Below are 16,744 nucleotides of genomic sequence, written 5' to 3' on the forward strand. Positions count from 1 at the left end.
ATCAGAACTTCGCGCTCGTCACGATGTAGAACGCCCGTCCGGGCGCGACAGCCACGAACGGCGCAGCACTGCGATAGAGCGTGTCATAGTAGAGCTTGTTGGTGAGGTTCTGCGCGTAGAGCTTCATCGTCCAGTTCTTGTCGATCTTCTTCTCGACGAACGCGTCGAAGCGCCAGTAGCTCGGGATCAGCGTGCCGGTGTTGGCACCGAAGGTGCCGCCGTAGACCTTGGAACGGAACACCGCCTGCCCGCCGAGCTCCCAGTCGCCGTCGAACTTGTACTTGCTCAAGAGGCTGAACGACTGGTGCGCGACGTTGGCAAGCGGCAGGCCGACATTGCCCGCAATGTTGCTCTTGGTCACCTTCGACTCCATCAGCACGATGCCGCCGAAGATGCTCCAGCGATCGGTCAGCTTGCCGCTGGCCTCGATGTCGATACCCTGGATCCGGTACGCTGCACCCGACGTCAGCGTGGTGCCGACGGTTTCGCGCGCATTGTCCTTGGTGGTCTGGAACAGCGCGCCGCTCACCAGAAGATGACGGTCGAACAGCTCCCATTTGGTGCCGACTTCCGCTGCCTTGTTCTGCTCGGGCCCAAGGATCGTGGTATTTGTCGGCGCGTTCGAGCCATAGTCCGCACCAGTCGCATCGAGTTCGGAGCCGAACGGGTTGGTCGAGGTCGCATAGGCCGCATAGAGGCTCCCGATCGGAACCGGCTTGTAGACGATGCCGCCGTTGTAGTTGACAAAGCCCGAGTCCACCCGGCTTACCGCCGCCGCGGTCGACGATCTCAAATTATACTTGTCGTAGCGAACGCCGCCGTTGACGATGATCGTGTCTTCCCAGTTCGCCGTATCCATCGCATAGACGGCACCGCTATCGACATTGTAGTGGGTCGGATCGCCGCCGAGCACAGGATTGAATGGGCCGGAGCTGTAGGTGTAGCCCGGCCAGGACATATTCTGCAGCGGCAAGGCCCCGCTGCTGGTGAACCCGGAGCCGAACGCCTCCGACGAAAGCCCGGTGTAGCGCGCGATGCCGACACGCTCGTTCGAAACTTCGAGTCCGGTCACCGCTGTGTGTTTCACCGATCCGGTGTCGAACTTGAAGGTGGCGTCCTCTTGGTTCGCGATGACGTCGACCCACTGGTTGCGGCTCTGCGCGCTGGCCGTGATCGTCCAGTTCGCCGGATTGGAGTCGGTTGTCGTGGGCGACTGCGGCAGCGTGCCGATATAGGCTAGCGTCGACTGCTCCATACGGGTCCGGCTGGTCAATGTGATGTTGTTGGTGGGCTTGTACTCGACCGTCAACGTGCCGAAATCCTGCCGCGCGGTCTGGAAGTCGCGATTGAGGAAGCCGTACCAGGTCCCGCGCGGAATGCCCGCCTCGGTGGCCGGCACGTTGCCCTGCTTGTAGTACGGCACGCCGAAATCCGGATAGCCGCTGAGGTCGGTGTGGACGTAGTTGGTCGTGATCTTGAGGTCGTTGGTCGGGGCGTATTTGGTCGAGATGAAGGCGCCCCAGCGATTGTCGGTCACGTAGTTGCGGCCGGCGACATTGGCGTCCTGGAACATACCGCCGGTGCGCACCGAGAACGTCGGATCGACGACCTGGTTGACGTCGAGCGTGACGCGCTTGGTCATGTCGGTGCCGAAGGTGGTCTCGGCATTGTAGAAGTTGCGGTCAGCCGCCTGCTTGGTGACGATGTTGATGGCGCCGCCGGCGGTGCCGCGGCCGGCATAGGACGAGGCCGGGCCGCGCAGGATCTCGAGCTGCTCGGTGAAGAAGTTCTCGCGGATGGAAACGGCGGGATCACGAATGCCATCGATGAAGACATCGTTGCGCGCATCGAAGCCGCGGATGAAGAAGCGGTCGCCGAACGCATTGCCGCCCTCGCCCGATCCGAGCGTCACGCCGGCGGTCGAGCGCCCAATCTCCTTCAGCGTCGTCGCGTTCTTGTCATCCAGGATTTCCTTGCTGAGCACGGTGATGGTCTTGGGCGTGTTCAGAAGCGGCTCGGGGAACTTGCCGGAAGCCTGCACGCGATCGACCTTGTAGGGCGCTGCCGGATCCGCATAGGGGTTCGCGTCGGCCGGGCCGGATGGCGTCGTCGGAGCAGCTTGCTGGGCCTGCTCGCGTCGCGCGGCGCGACGAATCGCGTTGCGGGCGCGGACTTGCTCCGGCGACGGCTTCGATGCCGTCGGACGCGGGCGCTCGACTGGCGCGTCAACCGTCACGGGCGGCAGGTTCGACTGCTGCGCCTGCGCGCCGCTCGACACCGACGCCACCGCGATCAAGCTCGCAACCGCAGACGCCTTCTTGCCGGAAACGCCCGCGAGTTTTTCATCCACCAGATCGAATGCTGCGACCGAACGCAACGACTTCGGTGCGACCACCTGCCCCATTACCAAACGCCCCATCTTTCTGTTCGCTCATTCGCTTCGGCGAACGATGAGATGTTGGTATCGGCGGCAAAATAACGGGTCAATGCGAGCGGCTCGCAAGAACCCTTGAATCGATCCAGATCAAAACAATTCTAAACTGCAGTTTGAAACCGTTCTAAACCTAGCTTGGACTCGTTCTAAAGAGCACGCCGCACGCAATGCAATCGCAACCGTCTTCGCAGCATCAATCGCTGCTCGGCGGCTTCATCAGCGAAAACAATTCATCGACGGTTTTCTGCGCGACTGCGCGCACGCGATCGGTTGAGTCCATGCCGGCGATGTTGACGCCGTTTACCACGGCTTTGATCTCGTCTCGGAAGTCCGTGAGGAAGCGCAAGGGATCGCGCTGCTCGTTGGCCACGCGCGCGATCAATCCCGTGATCAGAATCTGACACGCGATCAGCTTGCCGTTCAATTCGTCCATCCTGCGCTCCATGTGTGGCGGCGCCGATATGGACGATGCGGAAATCCCTGACAACCGAAACAGCCTCCGCGCGATTTAGAACCGTTCTTCGCACCGGCACCGGACGGCGGTTCGGCGCGGCACCGGGCGGGCCGAGCTCACCGTCTGCGAGTGCCGCACAAGACTTGCGCGCCGGTCGCATGGTCGGGAAAATGCAGCACTGCACACCGCCGCGCCACGGCACTGCCCAGGCGGTGCAAAGCTTTCCAATTGTTTAGGATTCTCGACGGATAGTGCTGTTTACACTGGAACTTGGCGTGTATTATACAAACGCGCTGGAACCCTGCGATTGCCCTGTAATTCGTAAGCGAGGGCACACGAGCCGACACGAGACAACATGAAAAAGTCCCGGCCGATCCTCTGGCTTCTGACCGTCGCGGCCGTGGCCACGGCGGGTTACTATGGGTGGCAGACGTTCGGGCACGGGGCCGGCAAGGCCCAGACCGCCCAGAAAGGCCCGACCCGCCCGGCCGCCGTCCCGGTGAGCGTTTCGCAGGTCCAGAAGGTCGACTTTCCGGTCTACCTGACCGGTCTCGGCACTGTTCAGGGTTTCAACACCGTACAAGTCCGGACGCGCGTAGACGGCCAGATCGACAAGCTCGCCTTCAAGGAAGGGCAGATCGTCCAGCAGGGCGAGCTTCTGGTCTCGATTGATCCCCGTCCCTATCAGGCCGCGCTCGACCAGGCCAAGGCCAAGAAGGCGCAGGACGAGGCGAGTTTGGCCAACGCCAATCTCGAACTCCAGCGTGCCATGAAGCTCGGCGAATTCGCGACCGCGCAGCGGGTCGATACCCAGCGCTCGACCGTCGCCCAGCTGACCGCCCAGATCGCCGCCGACGAGGCCGCGATCGCCAACGCCCAGACCCAGCTCGACTACACGCAGATCAAGGCGCCGATCACCGGCGTTGCGGGACTTCGGCAGGTCGACATCGGCAACATCGTCAACGCATCGACACAGACCGGCATCGTGACGATCTCGCAGGTCGAGCCGATCGCCGTGATCTTCACGGCGCCGGAAGACCAGCTTCCCTATATCAGCGAGGGCCAGAAGAGCGGCGCGCTCAAGGTGATCGCTTTCACCACCGACGGCAAGAAGACGCTGGCCGAGGGCAAGCTCGCGGTCATCAACAACCAAGTCGACACGAGCAGCGGGACGATCCGGCTGAAAGCGGTGTTCGACAACAAGGACCACGCGCTGTGGCCGGGTCAATCGGTCTCGACACGGCTTCTGGTGCGGACGCTGAAGGACGCGACCGTGGTTCCCGATGACGCGGTCCAGCATTCCACCAACGGCCTCTACGCCTATACTGTCAATCAGGACAACAAGGCCGAGGTGCACAAGGTCAAGGTCAGCTACGCCATCGATGGACGTTCGGTCATCGACGAAGGGCTGAGCCCCGGTCAGCAGGTGATCACAGGCGGCCAGTTCAAGGTGCAGCCCGGAAGCCTCGTCTCGACGGCGGTGGCAAGCTCCAACCCGACCCAGAACAAGGTACGACAGGAATGACCGAGGGCGGGATTTCGGCACCTTTCATCCGTTATCCCATCGGCACCTCGCTGCTGATGGCCGGCATCCTGTTTGTCGGCCTCGTCGCCTATCCCCTGCTCCCCGTGGCACCGCTGCCGCAGGTCGACTTCCCGACCATCCAGATCACCGCCAATCTGCCGGGCGGCAGCCCCGAGACGATGGCCTCGTCCGTGGCCCAGCCGCTGGAGCGCCAGTTCGCCCAAATCCCCGGCATCGCCCAGATGACCTCGACGAGTTATCTCGGCACCGCCTCGATCACCATCCAGTTCGACCTCAACCGCAGCATCGACGGCGCCGCCAACGACGTGCAGGGCGCCATCAACGCCGCCAGCGGCCAGTTGCCGAAGAACCTGCCTTCGCCGCCGACCTACCGCAAGGTCAACCCGGCCGACGCGCCGATCCTGTTGCTGTCGGCGACATCCGAGACACTGCCTTTGACCAGCGTCAGCGACGCGGTCGACGCCCAGCTCGCCCAGCAGATCAGCCAGCTGTCGGGCGTGGCGCAGGTCTTCATCGGCGGCCAGCAGAAGCCCTCCATTCGCGTCCAGGTCGATCCGGCGAAGCTTGTCGCCAAGGGCCTGTCGATGGAGGACGTCCGCAGCCAGATCGCAATCACCACGGTCGACAGCCCCAAGGGCAATATCGACGGCGAGAAGCGCGCTTACACGATCTACGCCAACGACCAGCTCACGCACGCGAAAGACTGGAACGACGTCATCATCGCCTATCGCAACGGCGCTCCGTTGCGAATCCGCGACATCGGACAGGCGGTCAGCGCCGCCGAAGATGCCAAGCAGGCCGCCTGGGCCAACGGCAAGCGCGGCGTGTTCCTGGTGATCTTCAAGCAGCCGGGCGCCAACGTCATCGAGACCGTCGACAGGATCAAGGCGACCCTGCCTCGCCTCGTGGCGGCGATCCCGCCCGCGATCAAGATCGAGCTCATCAGCGACCGCACCACGACCATCCGCGCCGCCGTCGAGGACGTCCAGTTCACGCTGCTTCTGACCATCGCCCTCGTGGTCATGGTCATCTTCATCTTCCTGCGCAGCTTCTGGGCCACCGTCATTCCCACCGTCACGGTTCCGCTGGCGCTGTTGGGCGCCTGCGCCCTGATGTGGGTCGCCGGCTATTCGCTCGACAATCTGTCGCTGATGGCGCTCACCATCGCAGTCGGATTCGTCGTCGACGACGCCATCGTGATGCTCGAAAACATCACGCGCTACATCGAGGAGGGCGAATCGCCGATGGCGGCGGCCTTCCGCGGTTCCAAGGAAATCGGCTTCACCATCGTGTCGATCAGCATCTCGCTGGTCGCGGTGCTGATCCCGCTCCTGTTGATGGGCGGCATCATCGGGCGCTTGTTCCGCGAATTCGCCGTCGTGCTGGCGATGACCATCTTCGTGTCGATGTTCGTGTCGCTGACCCTGACGCCGATGATGGCCTCGCGCTTCCTGCGGGCCCATGGCGAGGTCAACCACGGCAAGTTCTACCAGTGGAGCGAGCGCGCCTTCGATTCGATGCTGCGCGGCTATGAATACGTTCTGGATCACGCCCTCGCCTGGCGGCGCACCACGCTCACGATCTTCTTCGCCACGCTCGCATTGTCGGTCTATCTGTTCGTCCTGATCCCGAAGGGCTTCTTCCCGCAGCAGGACGTCGGCCTGATCACGGCGACTTCGGAAGCCTCGCAGGACATTTCGTTCAAGGAGATGACCCGACGCCAGGAACAGCTCGGCAAGATCATCCTCGCAGATCCCGACGTTGCCAGCGTCGCCATGTCGATCGGCGGCAGCGGCCGCGCCGGCAACAACGGCAACATCTTCATCACGCTGAAGCCGCGCGACAAGCGCGAGGCCTCCGCGCAGCAGATCATCGCGCGACTGCGTCCCCAGTTCGACAAGGTCGAGGGCGCCCGCCTCTACATGCAGGCGGCGCAGGACGTGCGGCTCGGCGGCCGGCCGACGCGCACGCAGTTCGAATTCACGCTGCAGGACGCCAATCTGGAGGAGCTCAACGAATGGGCCCCCAAGATCCTGGCCAAGATGCAGACGCTGCCCGAGCTGCGCGACGTCGCGACCGACCAGCAGACCCAGGGCACCACCGTCCAGCTCAAGATCAACCGCGATACCGCCTCGCGCTACGGCATCCAGCCGCAGCTGATCGACGACACGCTGTATGACGCCTTCGGACAGCGGCAGGTCACGCAGTATTTCACCCAGCTCAACACCTACAAGGTGATCCTGGAGATCCTGCCGGAAATGCAGGGCAATCTCGACAGCCTCAACAAGCTTTATCTGAAATCGCCGCTGACGGGCGATCAGGTCCCGCTGTCGACGTTCGCGACCTGGACCACCGATCCGGTCCGCCCGCTCTCGATCAGCCATCAGGGTCAGTTCCCGGCGATCACGATCAGCTTCAACCTCGGCCAGGGCGTCGCGCTCGGCCAGGCGACCGAGGCCGTGCAGAAGGCGATGGCCGATCTCGGCGCGCCGCCGACGCTGAACTCGAGCTTCCAGGGCACTGCGCAGGCGTTCCAGCAGTCGCTCGGCACCGTGCCGCTCTTGATCCTCGCCGCGCTCGTCGTGGTCTATCTGATCCTCGGCATCCTCTACGAGAGCTACATCCATCCGATCACGATTCTGTCGACGCTGCCCTCGGCCGGCGTCGGCGCGCTTCTGATCCTGATGGCGGCCGGCTTCGACTTCAGCCTGATTGCGTTGATCGGCATCATCCTGTTGATCGGCATCGTGAAGAAGAACGGCATCATGATGGTCGACTTCGCGATCGCCGCCGAACGCGACGAGCACAAGACGCCGGCGGAATCGATCCGCCAGGCTGCGCTGCTGCGCTTCCGGCCGATCATGATGACGACGATGGCCGCGCTGCTCGGCGGCGTGCCCTTGATGCTCGGCCATGGCACCGGCGCCGAGATCCGCCAGCCGCTCGGCTACGCCATGGTCGGCGGCCTGATCGTCAGCCAGGCGCTGACCCTGTTCACGACGCCCGTGGTCTATCTCTATCTCGACGAGCTCAACAACTGGTTCTCCACCTGGGGCCGATCGGGTGACGGCGAAGGCGGCGAGGCAGTCGAGCACGGTGGCGTCAAGCAAGCCGCCGAGTGAGCTTGCACCGCGCCTCCCGCAACGCTACAGCGAGACCCCGGTTCACGCCAACGCGGTTTCGCCATGCTCATGCAATCCAGACTTGTCGCCCTCGCCGCTGCCGTCCTGCTCCCCCTGGGCGCCGCGCATGCCCAGCAGGGCGCCAAGAAGAACGCCGCCCCTGCCCCGGCGGCACAACCCGCACCGGCCCCGACGCAGCCACAGGCTGACGGCTCGCAGGCGCACCAGCCCGGCTGGGTCGTGCGCTGCACCAGCGTGAGCCGCGATGCTCCGCTCGAATGCGCGATGGAGCAAAATGCGGTGCTGACCAAGACCGGTCAGACCGTCGTCCTGATCAACATCCGCATTGCGCCCGACACCCGCACGCCGATCGCGCTCCTGCAATTGCCGCTCGGCCTCAACCTTCCCGTCGGCGCCAAGCTTCAGGTCGACGAGGGCAAGACGGTCGACCTCCAGATCCAGACCTGCGAGAACCGCGGCTGCTACGCCTCGACACCGATCGCGGCGGACCTGCTCGGTGCCTTGCGGTCGGGCAAGCAGCTGAAGGTCTCCTTCCAGAACATGGCCAAGGAGACGATCGCGATCCCGATGCCCCTCGGCGATTTCGCGGCTGCCTACGACAAGATCAAGTAGCCGGCCTCGCGTTACTGCCGCGCCATCTGCGCGTTGCCGACGGCTTCGCCGTCGAGCTTCTGGTCACCATGCATGGTGACCGTGACGCGCAGGAGCCGGCCCTCGAACTCGAACGGCGCCTCGTAATGTGACACCGGACTGCCGCGGTCACGGCCGATGTCGAGGCCGGACCACGAGATCAGCGTGTGGAATCCGAGCTGGGTCTGCAGCGAACCCGCCGGCTCGCCGTCGATCAGCAGCGTGTATTCGCTGACGCCGGTGCGCGCGCCCTTGGCCGGCGGCTCCTTGCGCACGAGACGTTCGACATGCACGCCGAGCCGCCGCGCGCCTGACGGCACCTTGCGATCCGAGCGTACGACCTGGTGGCTGCCGCCGATGTTGAGGTCGTGCACGAGATGACCGTCCTTGACATAGAGGCTGTAACCCGACGTCGCATCGCCGTGCGAGATCAGAACGCCGTCTGCGCCCTCTTCGGCCATCTCGACATGCGCCTCGATGGTGTAGCTGCGGCTGCGCACGTCGGGCGCGACGTCGGTCGGGACGTGGCCCATGCCGGCGTGGAAGACGAAGCGATGTCGCGCACCGTGGAAGCGTGCGGCGTTCTCGGCAAAGCGCGGCCCGAAGCGGTCGTCGAGCGGCAGCACGTTGTGCTTCTCGGCCTCCTCCCACCAGGTCGCGATCATCCGTCCGAGGCGCTCCGGCTCGGCTGCCGCCAAGTCGCAGGTCTCGGAGAAATCGGCGTCGAGATGGAACAGCTCCCATTTGTCGTTCTCGAACGGCGTGCCCGACGGATGAAAGGCGACCGCCTTCCACCCGGCGTGCCAGAGACCGCGATGGCCGAACATCTCGAAATATTGCGGCGAGCCTTTTGACGGCGCCGATGCATCCGTGATCGAACGCGCAAAGCTCTCGCCTTCGAGCGGCATCTGCGCACAGCCTGCAATCGTGCCGGGAGGCTCGATGCCGATCAGTTCGAGCAGCGTCGGCGTGAGATCGCAGGCATGCACGAACTGGTGCCGCAGCTCGCCATTGGCCGCGATGCGTCTCGGCCAGTTGATGACGAAGGGATCGCGGATGCCGCCGCCATGGGTGTTCTGCTTGTAGCGACGCAGCGGCGTGTTGGACGCCATCGCCCAGCCATGCGGAAAATTGCTGTGAGTGTCGGGGCCGCCGATGTCGTCGATGCGGGCGAGCTTCTCCGCGATCGGCTCCGGCTTGAAGTTGAACGGCCCCATGGCGTTGACGAAACCGAGCGGCCCGCCCTCCTGGCTCGCGCCGTTGTCGGACATCACGATGATGACGGTGTTGTCGCGGATGCCGGCCGTCTCCAGGAATGCGACGAGACGCGCCAGATGGCGGTCGGAATGGTCGAGCATGCCGGCGAAGGCTGCCTGCAGGCGCGTGAAGACGCGACGCTCGTCGGCCGAATGCTCCTCCCAGGCTTTTACGCCGTCATTGCGTGCGGGCATCCGCGTATCCTGCGGCACCAGCCCCATCGCCTTCTGGCGCGACAGACGCTGCTCCCGCTCGACGTCCCAGCCATGCGCGAAGGCGGCGTCATAGCTCCTGATGATCTCGGCCGGCGCCTGATGCGGCGCGTGGCAGGCACCGAGCGCGACCCAGGTCAGCCAGGGCACATCAGGCCGATCCGCGAGGTGATCGCCGATGAAGCGGATCGACTGGTCGATCAGATCTTCGGTGAGATGATAGCCGTCGGCATAGGTCCCCGGGGGATCGATATGCGTGTTGTCCGAGACGAGCTCCGGCGCGTACTGGTCGGTCTCGGCGTCGAGGAAGCCATAGAAGCGATCGAAGCCGCGCCCGAGCGGCCAGCCGTCGAACGGCCCGGTAGCGCCGCTCTCGGTCAGCGGCGTGACGTGCCATTTGCCGACCATGTAGTTGCGATAGCCGTGCACCCGCAGCATCTCGGCCAGCGTCCCCGCCTCGCGCGCGATCTTGCCGCGATAGCCGGGATAGCCGGAATCGAAATTGGCGAGGCACCCGACCCCGACCGAATGGTGGTTACGCCCCGTGAGCAGCGCGGCGCGCGTCGTCGAGCACATCGCGGTGGTGTGGAAACCGGAATAGCGCAGGCCCTCGGCGGCGAGCCTGTCGATGGTCGGCGTCCTGATCGCCGAGCCGTAACAACCGAAATCGGAGAAGCCGACATCGTCGAACAGCACGATGAGGACGTTCGGCGCGCCCGCGGGCGGCTTCGGCGCCTCCGGCCACCACGGTTTTGACTGCGCAACCGTCTTGCCGATGCTGCCGCCGAACGGCGTGGCGCTGCCTGCACTCATCTGATCCTCCCTGCCGGACCCAATGTTCGTCTCGGCGCCCGCGTTGACCCGTGGCGCATCCGGCTCTAAATTATAATCAGAATTATGATTATGATTTTTGGCGGATGCAAGCACGGATGCGCCCACGTTCAGACCAGCCGGAGCTTCGCGATTTCGACCTGCCGGGCGTCGCCCCGTCCCGTCAGAAGCGCAGTCGGGAAACGACGCTGGCGTTGCTGCGCGCCGGCGCCGCGATGCTGCGAACGCGCAGCCTGGTGGAGCTTTCGATCGAGGCGCTCTGCACCGAAGTCGGGGCCACCGTCGGCGCCTTCTACAGCCGCTTCGAGAGCAAGGAGACCTATTTCAACGCGCTGATGGCGCTGGCCGCGCGTGACGGCGAGCAGCGGCTGGACGAGATCAGGCGACCGTCGCCGGATGCAAGCCTCGACCAGCTCTGCCCCATCATCGTCGGCGGCATCATCGCCTGGATGCGCAGCCACGAGGGCGTGCTGCGCGCCGCGCTCCAGCACGACGACACCCGCCCGGACAAATGGACGCCGTTCAAGGCACTTGCGCAGGCGACCACCGCGCGCGCCACCCCGCTCCTGCTGCCGGCCATGGGCAAGGGCCGCAAGGCCGCCAAGAGCCGCGCCATCGCCTTCGGCTTCCAGATCGTGCTGGGCACGCTGGTGAACGCGATCCTCAACGATCCCGGTCCGCTACAGCTGTCGTCGAAAGAGATGGAGACGCGCCTTGCGAGCTGCCTGTTGCTGCTGCTCCAGGCCGAACTATGACAGACCTTCCTCGCGAAGGATCTGCTTCGCTTTTGTGTCTCCGAGCGCAGCGGCTTTTCTGACCCAGAAGATGGCGCGTTCAGTATCTTTCGAGGCGCCGTTGAGGCCGTGAGAATGATTCACGATCATCTCTCGGATGGTCGCCAAATGGCCGGCTTCGGCGACCCGCTGTTTCAGATCGAAGGCCCTGAAGTACCGCTCCTTTGCCGTCCCGGCCCCGAGCCCTCTTCGGAGAGCTCCCGCAAGATGAAGCAGCGATTCCAAATCGTGGTCGGCGATCGATGCCTCGGCTCGGTCCATCAAGGCCACACTCGCCGCCTGATCTCCCTTGTCATCCAGATATTCGGCTATCTCGATCATGGCCATGACAGAGCCTTTCGCGATGAACTGCTCCAGATAGGCAACGGCTTCGCCGTCGTCATCCTGTCTCAAAAGTCTGGCGACCCCGACATCGAAGCCGAGCGCATCTGAGAACACGACTCTCGTCTCCCGCGCGTGAAGTTGTACGAGCGTAGCACCACGATCCGATATCTGTCATGGCCGCTTCGAGCGGGAAGCCGGTCGGCCGGCATCGAGAGATGTACCCGGATCTCACGCGCGTTCCATCCGGGTGCGGGCCACCTCGCTTGTTGCCGTCAGTCTCCGTCAGCCGACGACGTCGCTCGCCCGCAGCAGCGTCGTGAAGCCGCCATAGATCATGCGCTTGCCGTCGAACGGCACGCCCTCCATCTTCAGCCGCGGGTCTGCCATCACCTTCTTGTTGACGGCATCGCGGGTCGCCCGGTCGGGGTAGACGATCCAGGAGAACACCACGACCTCGTCCTCCCCAGCCATCACCGCGCGCGGAAACGAGGTCAGCTCGCCATAGGGAACATCGTCGGCGATGCACTCGACATAATCGAGCGCGCCGTGCTCCATCCAGAGCGCGCAGGCGGTCGTCGCCAGCGTCTTGTAGGCCTCGACCTTGTCCTTCGGCACGGCCAGAACGAAACCATCGACATAGGGCATCACGGATCTCCTCAGGTTGTGTGACCCAAGGACGATGAGGAGCGCGGCGATCCGACGGCGGGATGCGATTTCAGGATGAGGCAAACCGTCGCGAACGGCGGCGCGGCCAAACGGCCGAATGTCCCTGTCGGGCAGCTTATGGGGGAGAGCTGGGCGCCGGCAGAAGTGCCCGGAACTGGCTGGGGAACCCGGACACTTTTAGAACTCTTTGCTTGGCCCCGGCGGCAGAAATCCGTTCGATATTCGAACAGCTTAGAAGCGAGCGCCTTCCGATGCTTGCCGCAGGTCTCGCCTGCGTCCCAGGATGGAGAAATATCCGAGTTGAGTTATAGACGCCTTGGCTCGCGTTGCGGGAGGCCCAGGTCAGCCGAAGCAATTGCGCATTTTTCTTTGCTCATTTCACGCAGCCAAGAACTAAGCGCTTGATACAACCAAACATATTTCTCAAGAAAAGTAGGTGACAACCTGGCGTTGATAATGTGAGATGAGGTTGCCGGAGCCGAGGAGACCACCGATGTCCGTGACCTTATCTCTGCCAAATATCTCGGATGCTGAGGCGAACACCGAAATCGGAGAGCTCAGCGACACGCTGCGCTCCGAAGGTGTTAAGGACCCAACTCGTCAAAAGACGCGCGATGACACGCTTGACGCAGGGACCCTGCTCTACATCGCAATACCGCTGCTACTTCCGATTGCGCGCGGCATCGGTAAGTTTTTGGCGACGCGGTTTGGAAGCTCGGTCCATGTGAAGGGCACAAAAGGCGAGATCACCATCCATCAGGTCGATTCAGGCGACTATGATAAGATCGCCGCCAAAATCGGCTCGATCCTGTAGCGATGACCACAGAAAGTAAACCGGTTCAGTATCGGGCGATCCTCCTTGGTTCGCCCGACTTTTCAGAATGCCGTCTTCCATCACCGTCCTCCCTTCGTGCTTCCGCGCGCGGCATTCGCAATTACTTACAGACCGTCCTCCAGCTGGAAGAAGACTACGAACTACTCTCGTTGTTCGGCTCGGAAGAAAGCCCTGGCGCTCAACTCAACGCAATCTCAGATTTTTTAAAACAAGTCAGCGAGGAGCTAGCCGAAGACGAGAATCTGGTCTTGCTCGTCTATTATGTCGGCCATGGCTACATCGCAAAAACCAACAACGCTTATTGTCTAGCGATCAAAAGCACGAGCCCAGAGTTCTCGCTTTCAGACGGGATAATAACCAAGGAGTTGCTCAATCGGCTTAGAACTGGTGCGCCTAAGAAGAAGCGTGTCATGTTCATTGACGCTTGCTTCGCCGCTAAGGCGGCTGCGGATGCGATCACACTGAGTGACCAGGAATCGATGGCGCTTTCAGAGATAAATGAATCTCCTGACCCATGGACCGCCATCTATTGCGCCGTTAAAGGCGACACGCTGGCTTTGGCCCCCAAAGGCAGCAAGTATACATTGTTCTCGCACGGCGTGATTCACGCGCTGAACAGCGGCGATGGGACATCACGATCCATCAGCATTGAGTCCTTGGATATCCTTGCTTGGAGTGAGATTAAACGTAAGTTCGCCGATTTGGCGACGATCCCACGCCCTCACTTGCACTTTCCCGACCAACCGCTCGTTGGCAAAACGGAGCCGATCTTCCCGATCGCATCTTATGCGGTTGACGAAGATCTTCTTCGCGCCGTGAAGCTCACATTGGAAAATGAGCTCGCCGATTTTGTCGACACAGTGCGTGAGTCGATTCGCCCCGAAATCGAGGAGGCAATCCTCTCATCGATGAACCAGAAGATTGCAACCCTGCGATCGGAAAAAGAGCGTGAACTCCTAACCATCTCACAAAACAATTCCGCAAACCTAGAAGCTTTTCGTGGCGAACTGACCGCCTCTATGGCTGACAGCGTCCGAATCGCCGTAGCACGGCAATTCGCGGAGGCACTCAAATCCGAAACTCGCTTATTCGGCGAAGGTGTGAGTTCGACTCTAAGCACAATGATTGCTACTAAGCCTGACTCCTCGACAAAGCGCCCCGTGGAACCGTCGCGGCCGAGGACCAAGCTTAGCAACAATGATACTGACCGCGGCAGCCGATTGGGAGGTTTCTTCTTTAGCAGGCTCTATGACGGAGACAGCCGCATTGACGTTGAAAACCTCGTATGGAAGCAAAATATTGGCTTCATGGCTCTGCTGCTTGTTTCGATTGCCCTAGCGGCCTATGCGATCCTACCTCTGAGTTTCTTGAATGGATGGTCCGTTATATTGTCTCTTTGGTTTGATAATTTATCCAACGCCCATCTCTCCTCGGAGCGGTTGTTCTTGGCCAAGTTCATGCTTGGCACCGTGATCGTCGCGTTTGTCGAATGTGTCTTCTGGGTGGTTATTGGCGTACTGGGCCACAGAAGGACGACGACAAATCGTCGTTACGACGCCTACTTTTTCTTTCGATTTGCGGTCAACCCGAGCGCCGCTATCGTCATGCTGTTCGCATCGACGCTGATTTTGGTCGTAATGACACCCGTCGCATCGTTGACGATTTCACGTTTCTCAAGTTACACCGCAGGAATTCCTTTGAACGTGCGGCCAACGGCCCAATGAAATCATCCGTGGGCTAACGGCTTAGGCTGCACTCATCAGGCGCACGCGCCGCGTATTGACCGCCGACAGCTCGCCTGTAACAAACGAGGCAGCGCCAAATCACCGGCGGCCGCCATTCCAAAGACACTGTACCTTCCTGGCGGCTGTGGGATTCTTGCACACGAATCTAACAATTTGCCTGGCGCGGCCAGCAGAAATTCGGATGATGTTCGAACAGCTAAGATCCGGTCAATTGGCGGCGTGAGCCATTGAAAAGAGTGAAATGAGCGCTTCCCCTTCCGTTGGGCCACGTACGTCTCAAGAAGCGGAGCCTTGTCCCGAGGCTGAAGAGAGAAACAGCATCAATGCGAACGCGAGATCGCTTGGCATCGCGCAGCGGACTAATCGTACCTAGACGAGGGAGCGCGGCTGCTCGATTTAACCCGAAATGCTCAGCGGTTATTCTCAGAACAAGCACGAAAGACAAACGTAAGATGTTGAATTTCGTAGCTCTCGAATTAGGTTTTGCTGGATGGCGAGCTGAATGCCACACTCTGGCAACCATTTGATCTACTCTCTCAAACGACGTCCGAGATTGTCAGCGCCGGAGGAAATTCGGGGCTAAATTCGCCCGGACATCCGAGCTGGCTGGGGAACCTGGATTCGAACCAAGACAAACAGAGTCAGAGTCTGTTGTGCTACCGTTACACCATTCCCCAACGGAATAGTCGAACAAATTCAATGACTTGATTATTTGTTCGACTGTCGCCGGAAGCGCGTTTGGCGCAAATCACGGCTCAGGCGTGGCAGGGTTCTACCCGCTCGCCCCCGGGCTGGCAAGCGCTGCGGTGGATGGGGCGTCTCTCCTCAACAGGAGGAGCGGGACCCGACCATTCACACGCTTCACCAGCCAAACTTCGCCGTGGCTTTGCCGCCTAGTCCAGCTTGATGTTCGCGGCCTCGATCACCTTCTTCCAGCGCGCCGTCTCGGCGGCGATATAGGCCGCGAACGGCTCGGAATCCACGGCGACGGCGGCGGCACCGAGCTCGGCCAGCTTCTGCACCGTCTCCGGCTGCTGCATGAAGGCGCGGATCTCGGCCGACAGCTTTTCGACGATCGGCTTCGGCGTGCCAGACGGCACGAAGAAGCCGTGCCAGGCCACCGCCTCGAACCCGGGCAGGAATTCGGCAACGGCCGGCGCCTGCGGATCGAAGTCGGCGCGCTTCGGCGTTGCGGTCGCCAGCAGCGCCAATTGGCCGGTCTTCACCTGCGGCAGCAGCAGCGGCACGTTGTCGAAGGCCAGATCGATCTGGCCGCTGAGCAGGTCCGTCAGCATCTGGCTGGAGCCCTTGTAGGGAACGTGCACCATCTTGGTGCCGGTCATCTGCTGAAACAGCTCGCCGGCAAGATGCTGGGATGTGCCGACGCCGGCCGAGCCGAACGAGACCTTGTCCGGATTCGCCCTCAGATAGGCGATCAGCTCCGGCACGGTGCGCGCCTTGATCTTGTTGGGATTGACGACGAGCACGTTGGGCACGACGCTGATCTGGGCGACCGGCACCAGATCCTTGTCCGGCTGGTAGCTGAGCTTCGGCCCGTAGAGCGACGGGTTGATCGCAAGAGCGGACGTGCTCGCAAGGCCGAGCGTGATGCCATCCGGCGCCGATTTCGCCAGCCGCGTCACGCCGAGGATCGAGCCGGCACCGGCGACATTCTCGACCACGAACGGCTTGCCGAACTTCGTCTGCAGATGGTTCGAGACCATGCGCGCGAAGATGTCAGCCGTGCCGCCGGCGGCGAAGGGAACGATCACCGTCACCTGCTTGGACGGATAAGCATCCTGCGCCTTCACCGGTGACGTCGCCAGCAGCACTGCCGACACAAGACCAAGCCACATCGATCTCATCGAAGTTT

At 62.2% G+C, this 16,744-nt stretch carries 12 protein-coding genes and 1 tRNA gene; 6 read left to right on the forward strand and 7 right to left on the reverse strand.

The features are described 5' to 3' along the window. Position 1 precedes the first annotated feature (1 nt). Positions 2–2,404 carry a TonB-dependent receptor gene (locus UNPF46_RS10055; protein WP_502705485.1) on the reverse strand — a complete coding sequence of 801 codons (2,403 nt, stop codon included), beginning with the start codon at positions 2,402–2,404 and terminating at the stop codon, positions 2–4. A gap of 223 nt (positions 2,405–2,627) precedes the next feature. Next, positions 2,628–2,867: a hypothetical protein gene (locus UNPF46_RS10060; protein ID WP_027571757.1), complete on the reverse strand. Its 240-nt coding sequence runs from the start codon at positions 2,865–2,867 to the stop codon at positions 2,628–2,630. A 376-nt stretch (positions 2,868–3,243) separates the two neighbouring features. On the opposite strand from UNPF46_RS10060, the gene UNPF46_RS10065 reads away from it, so the two are divergent. The 3 genes from UNPF46_RS10065 to UNPF46_RS10075 all read left to right on the forward strand — a co-directional run bounded on the left by UNPF46_RS10065 (position 3,244) and on the right by UNPF46_RS10075 (position 8,189). Beyond that, the gene (locus UNPF46_RS10065; RefSeq protein WP_142249908.1) at positions 3,244–4,413 is read left to right on the forward strand and encodes an efflux RND transporter periplasmic adaptor subunit; all 1,170 of its coding nucleotides are present in this window, start codon (positions 3,244–3,246) and stop codon (positions 4,411–4,413) included. Next, a complete protein-coding gene (locus tag UNPF46_RS10070; protein WP_100180525.1) occupies positions 4,410–7,556 on the forward strand; it encodes a multidrug efflux RND transporter permease subunit in 3,147 nt (1,048 codons plus the stop codon). The genes UNPF46_RS10065 and UNPF46_RS10070 overlap by 4 nt, the downstream gene beginning before the upstream one ends. A 63-nt stretch (positions 7,557–7,619) precedes the next feature. Then, the gene (locus tag UNPF46_RS10075; RefSeq protein WP_174719238.1) at positions 7,620–8,189 is read left to right on the forward strand and encodes an invasion associated locus B family protein; all 570 of its coding nucleotides are present in this window, start codon (positions 7,620–7,622) and stop codon (positions 8,187–8,189) included. An 11-nt stretch (positions 8,190–8,200) separates the two neighbouring features. Here the strand turns inward: UNPF46_RS10075 and UNPF46_RS10080 are convergent, their stop codons facing one another. After that, a complete protein-coding gene (locus UNPF46_RS10080) occupies positions 8,201–10,489 on the reverse strand; it encodes an arylsulfatase (RefSeq protein ID WP_142249909.1) in 2,289 nt (762 codons plus the stop codon). A gap of 116 nt (positions 10,490–10,605) precedes the next feature. On the opposite strand from UNPF46_RS10080, the gene UNPF46_RS10085 reads away from it, so the two are divergent. After that, complete coding sequence (locus tag UNPF46_RS10085; RefSeq protein ID WP_174719237.1) at positions 10,606–11,262, forward strand: TetR/AcrR family transcriptional regulator; 657 nt, start codon at positions 10,606–10,608, stop codon at positions 11,260–11,262. On the opposite strand, the gene UNPF46_RS10090 is transcribed toward UNPF46_RS10085, so the two are convergent. After that, positions 11,257–11,739: an SEL1-like repeat protein gene (locus UNPF46_RS10090; protein ID WP_142249910.1), complete on the reverse strand. Its 483-nt coding sequence runs from the start codon at positions 11,737–11,739 to the stop codon at positions 11,257–11,259. The genes UNPF46_RS10085 and UNPF46_RS10090 overlap by 6 nt on opposite strands. Positions 11,740–11,907: 168 nt before the next feature. Beyond that, positions 11,908–12,270, reverse strand: coding sequence for a DUF1428 domain-containing protein (locus UNPF46_RS10095; RefSeq protein ID WP_174719236.1), 363 nt, complete (start codon positions 12,268–12,270; stop codon positions 11,908–11,910). A 514-nt stretch (positions 12,271–12,784) separates the two neighbouring features. On the opposite strand from UNPF46_RS10095, the gene UNPF46_RS10100 reads away from it, so the two are divergent. Further along, positions 12,785–13,105: a hypothetical protein gene (locus tag UNPF46_RS10100; protein WP_142249911.1), complete on the forward strand. Its 321-nt coding sequence runs from the start codon at positions 12,785–12,787 to the stop codon at positions 13,103–13,105. A gap of 2 nt (positions 13,106–13,107) precedes the next feature. Then, positions 13,108–14,850: a caspase family protein gene (locus UNPF46_RS10105; protein ID WP_142249912.1), complete on the forward strand. Its 1,743-nt coding sequence runs from the start codon at positions 13,108–13,110 to the stop codon at positions 14,848–14,850. 624 nt (positions 14,851–15,474) lie between these two features. Here UNPF46_RS10105 and UNPF46_RS10110 read toward each other — a convergent pair. Together UNPF46_RS10110 and UNPF46_RS10115 are read right to left on the reverse strand one after the other, a co-directional pair. Then, positions 15,475–15,548 (reverse strand) — tRNA-Gln (locus UNPF46_RS10110). A gap of 216 nt (positions 15,549–15,764) precedes the next feature. After that, complete coding sequence (locus UNPF46_RS10115; protein WP_142249913.1) at positions 15,765–16,736, reverse strand: Bug family tripartite tricarboxylate transporter substrate binding protein; 972 nt, start codon at positions 16,734–16,736, stop codon at positions 15,765–15,767. Positions 16,737–16,744: the final 8 nt, after the last annotated feature.

Origin of the sequence: Bradyrhizobium sp. UNPF46 (assembly GCF_006658625.1) — a bacterium.
Taxonomy (GTDB): Bacteria; Pseudomonadota; Alphaproteobacteria; order Rhizobiales; family Xanthobacteraceae; genus Bradyrhizobium; species Bradyrhizobium nitroreducens.

What these genes read in the sequence shown, in the direction of transcription:
- UNPF46_RS10070 (WP_100180525.1), top strand. Translation starts at nt 4,410, where the DNA reads ATGACCGAGGGCGGGATTTCGGCACCTTTCATCCGTTATCCCATCGGC.
- UNPF46_RS10065 (WP_142249908.1), top strand. Translation starts at nt 3,244, where the DNA reads ATGAAAAAGTCCCGGCCGATCCTCTGGCTTCTGACCGTCGCGGCCGTG.
- UNPF46_RS10060 (WP_027571757.1), bottom strand. Translation starts at nt 2,867, where the DNA reads ATGGACGAATTGAACGGCAAGCTGATCGCGTGTCAGATTCTGATCACG.
- UNPF46_RS10115 (WP_142249913.1), bottom strand. Translation starts at nt 16,736, where the DNA reads ATGAGATCGATGTGGCTTGGTCTTGTGTCGGCAGTGCTGCTGGCGACG.
- UNPF46_RS10075 (WP_174719238.1), top strand. Translation starts at nt 7,620, where the DNA reads ATGCTCATGCAATCCAGACTTGTCGCCCTCGCCGCTGCCGTCCTGCTC.
- UNPF46_RS10055 (WP_502705485.1), bottom strand. Translation starts at nt 2,404, where the DNA reads ATGGGGCAGGTGGTCGCACCGAAGTCGTTGCGTTCGGTCGCAGCATTC.
- UNPF46_RS10095 (WP_174719236.1), bottom strand. Translation starts at nt 12,270, where the DNA reads ATGCCCTATGTCGATGGTTTCGTTCTGGCCGTGCCGAAGGACAAGGTC.
- UNPF46_RS10100 (WP_142249911.1), top strand. Translation starts at nt 12,785, where the DNA reads ATGTCCGTGACCTTATCTCTGCCAAATATCTCGGATGCTGAGGCGAAC.
- UNPF46_RS10105 (WP_142249912.1), top strand. Translation starts at nt 13,108, where the DNA reads ATGACCACAGAAAGTAAACCGGTTCAGTATCGGGCGATCCTCCTTGGT.
- UNPF46_RS10085 (WP_174719237.1), top strand. Translation starts at nt 10,606, where the DNA reads ATGCGCCCACGTTCAGACCAGCCGGAGCTTCGCGATTTCGACCTGCCG.
- UNPF46_RS10080 (WP_142249909.1), bottom strand. Translation starts at nt 10,489, where the DNA reads ATGAGTGCAGGCAGCGCCACGCCGTTCGGCGGCAGCATCGGCAAGACG.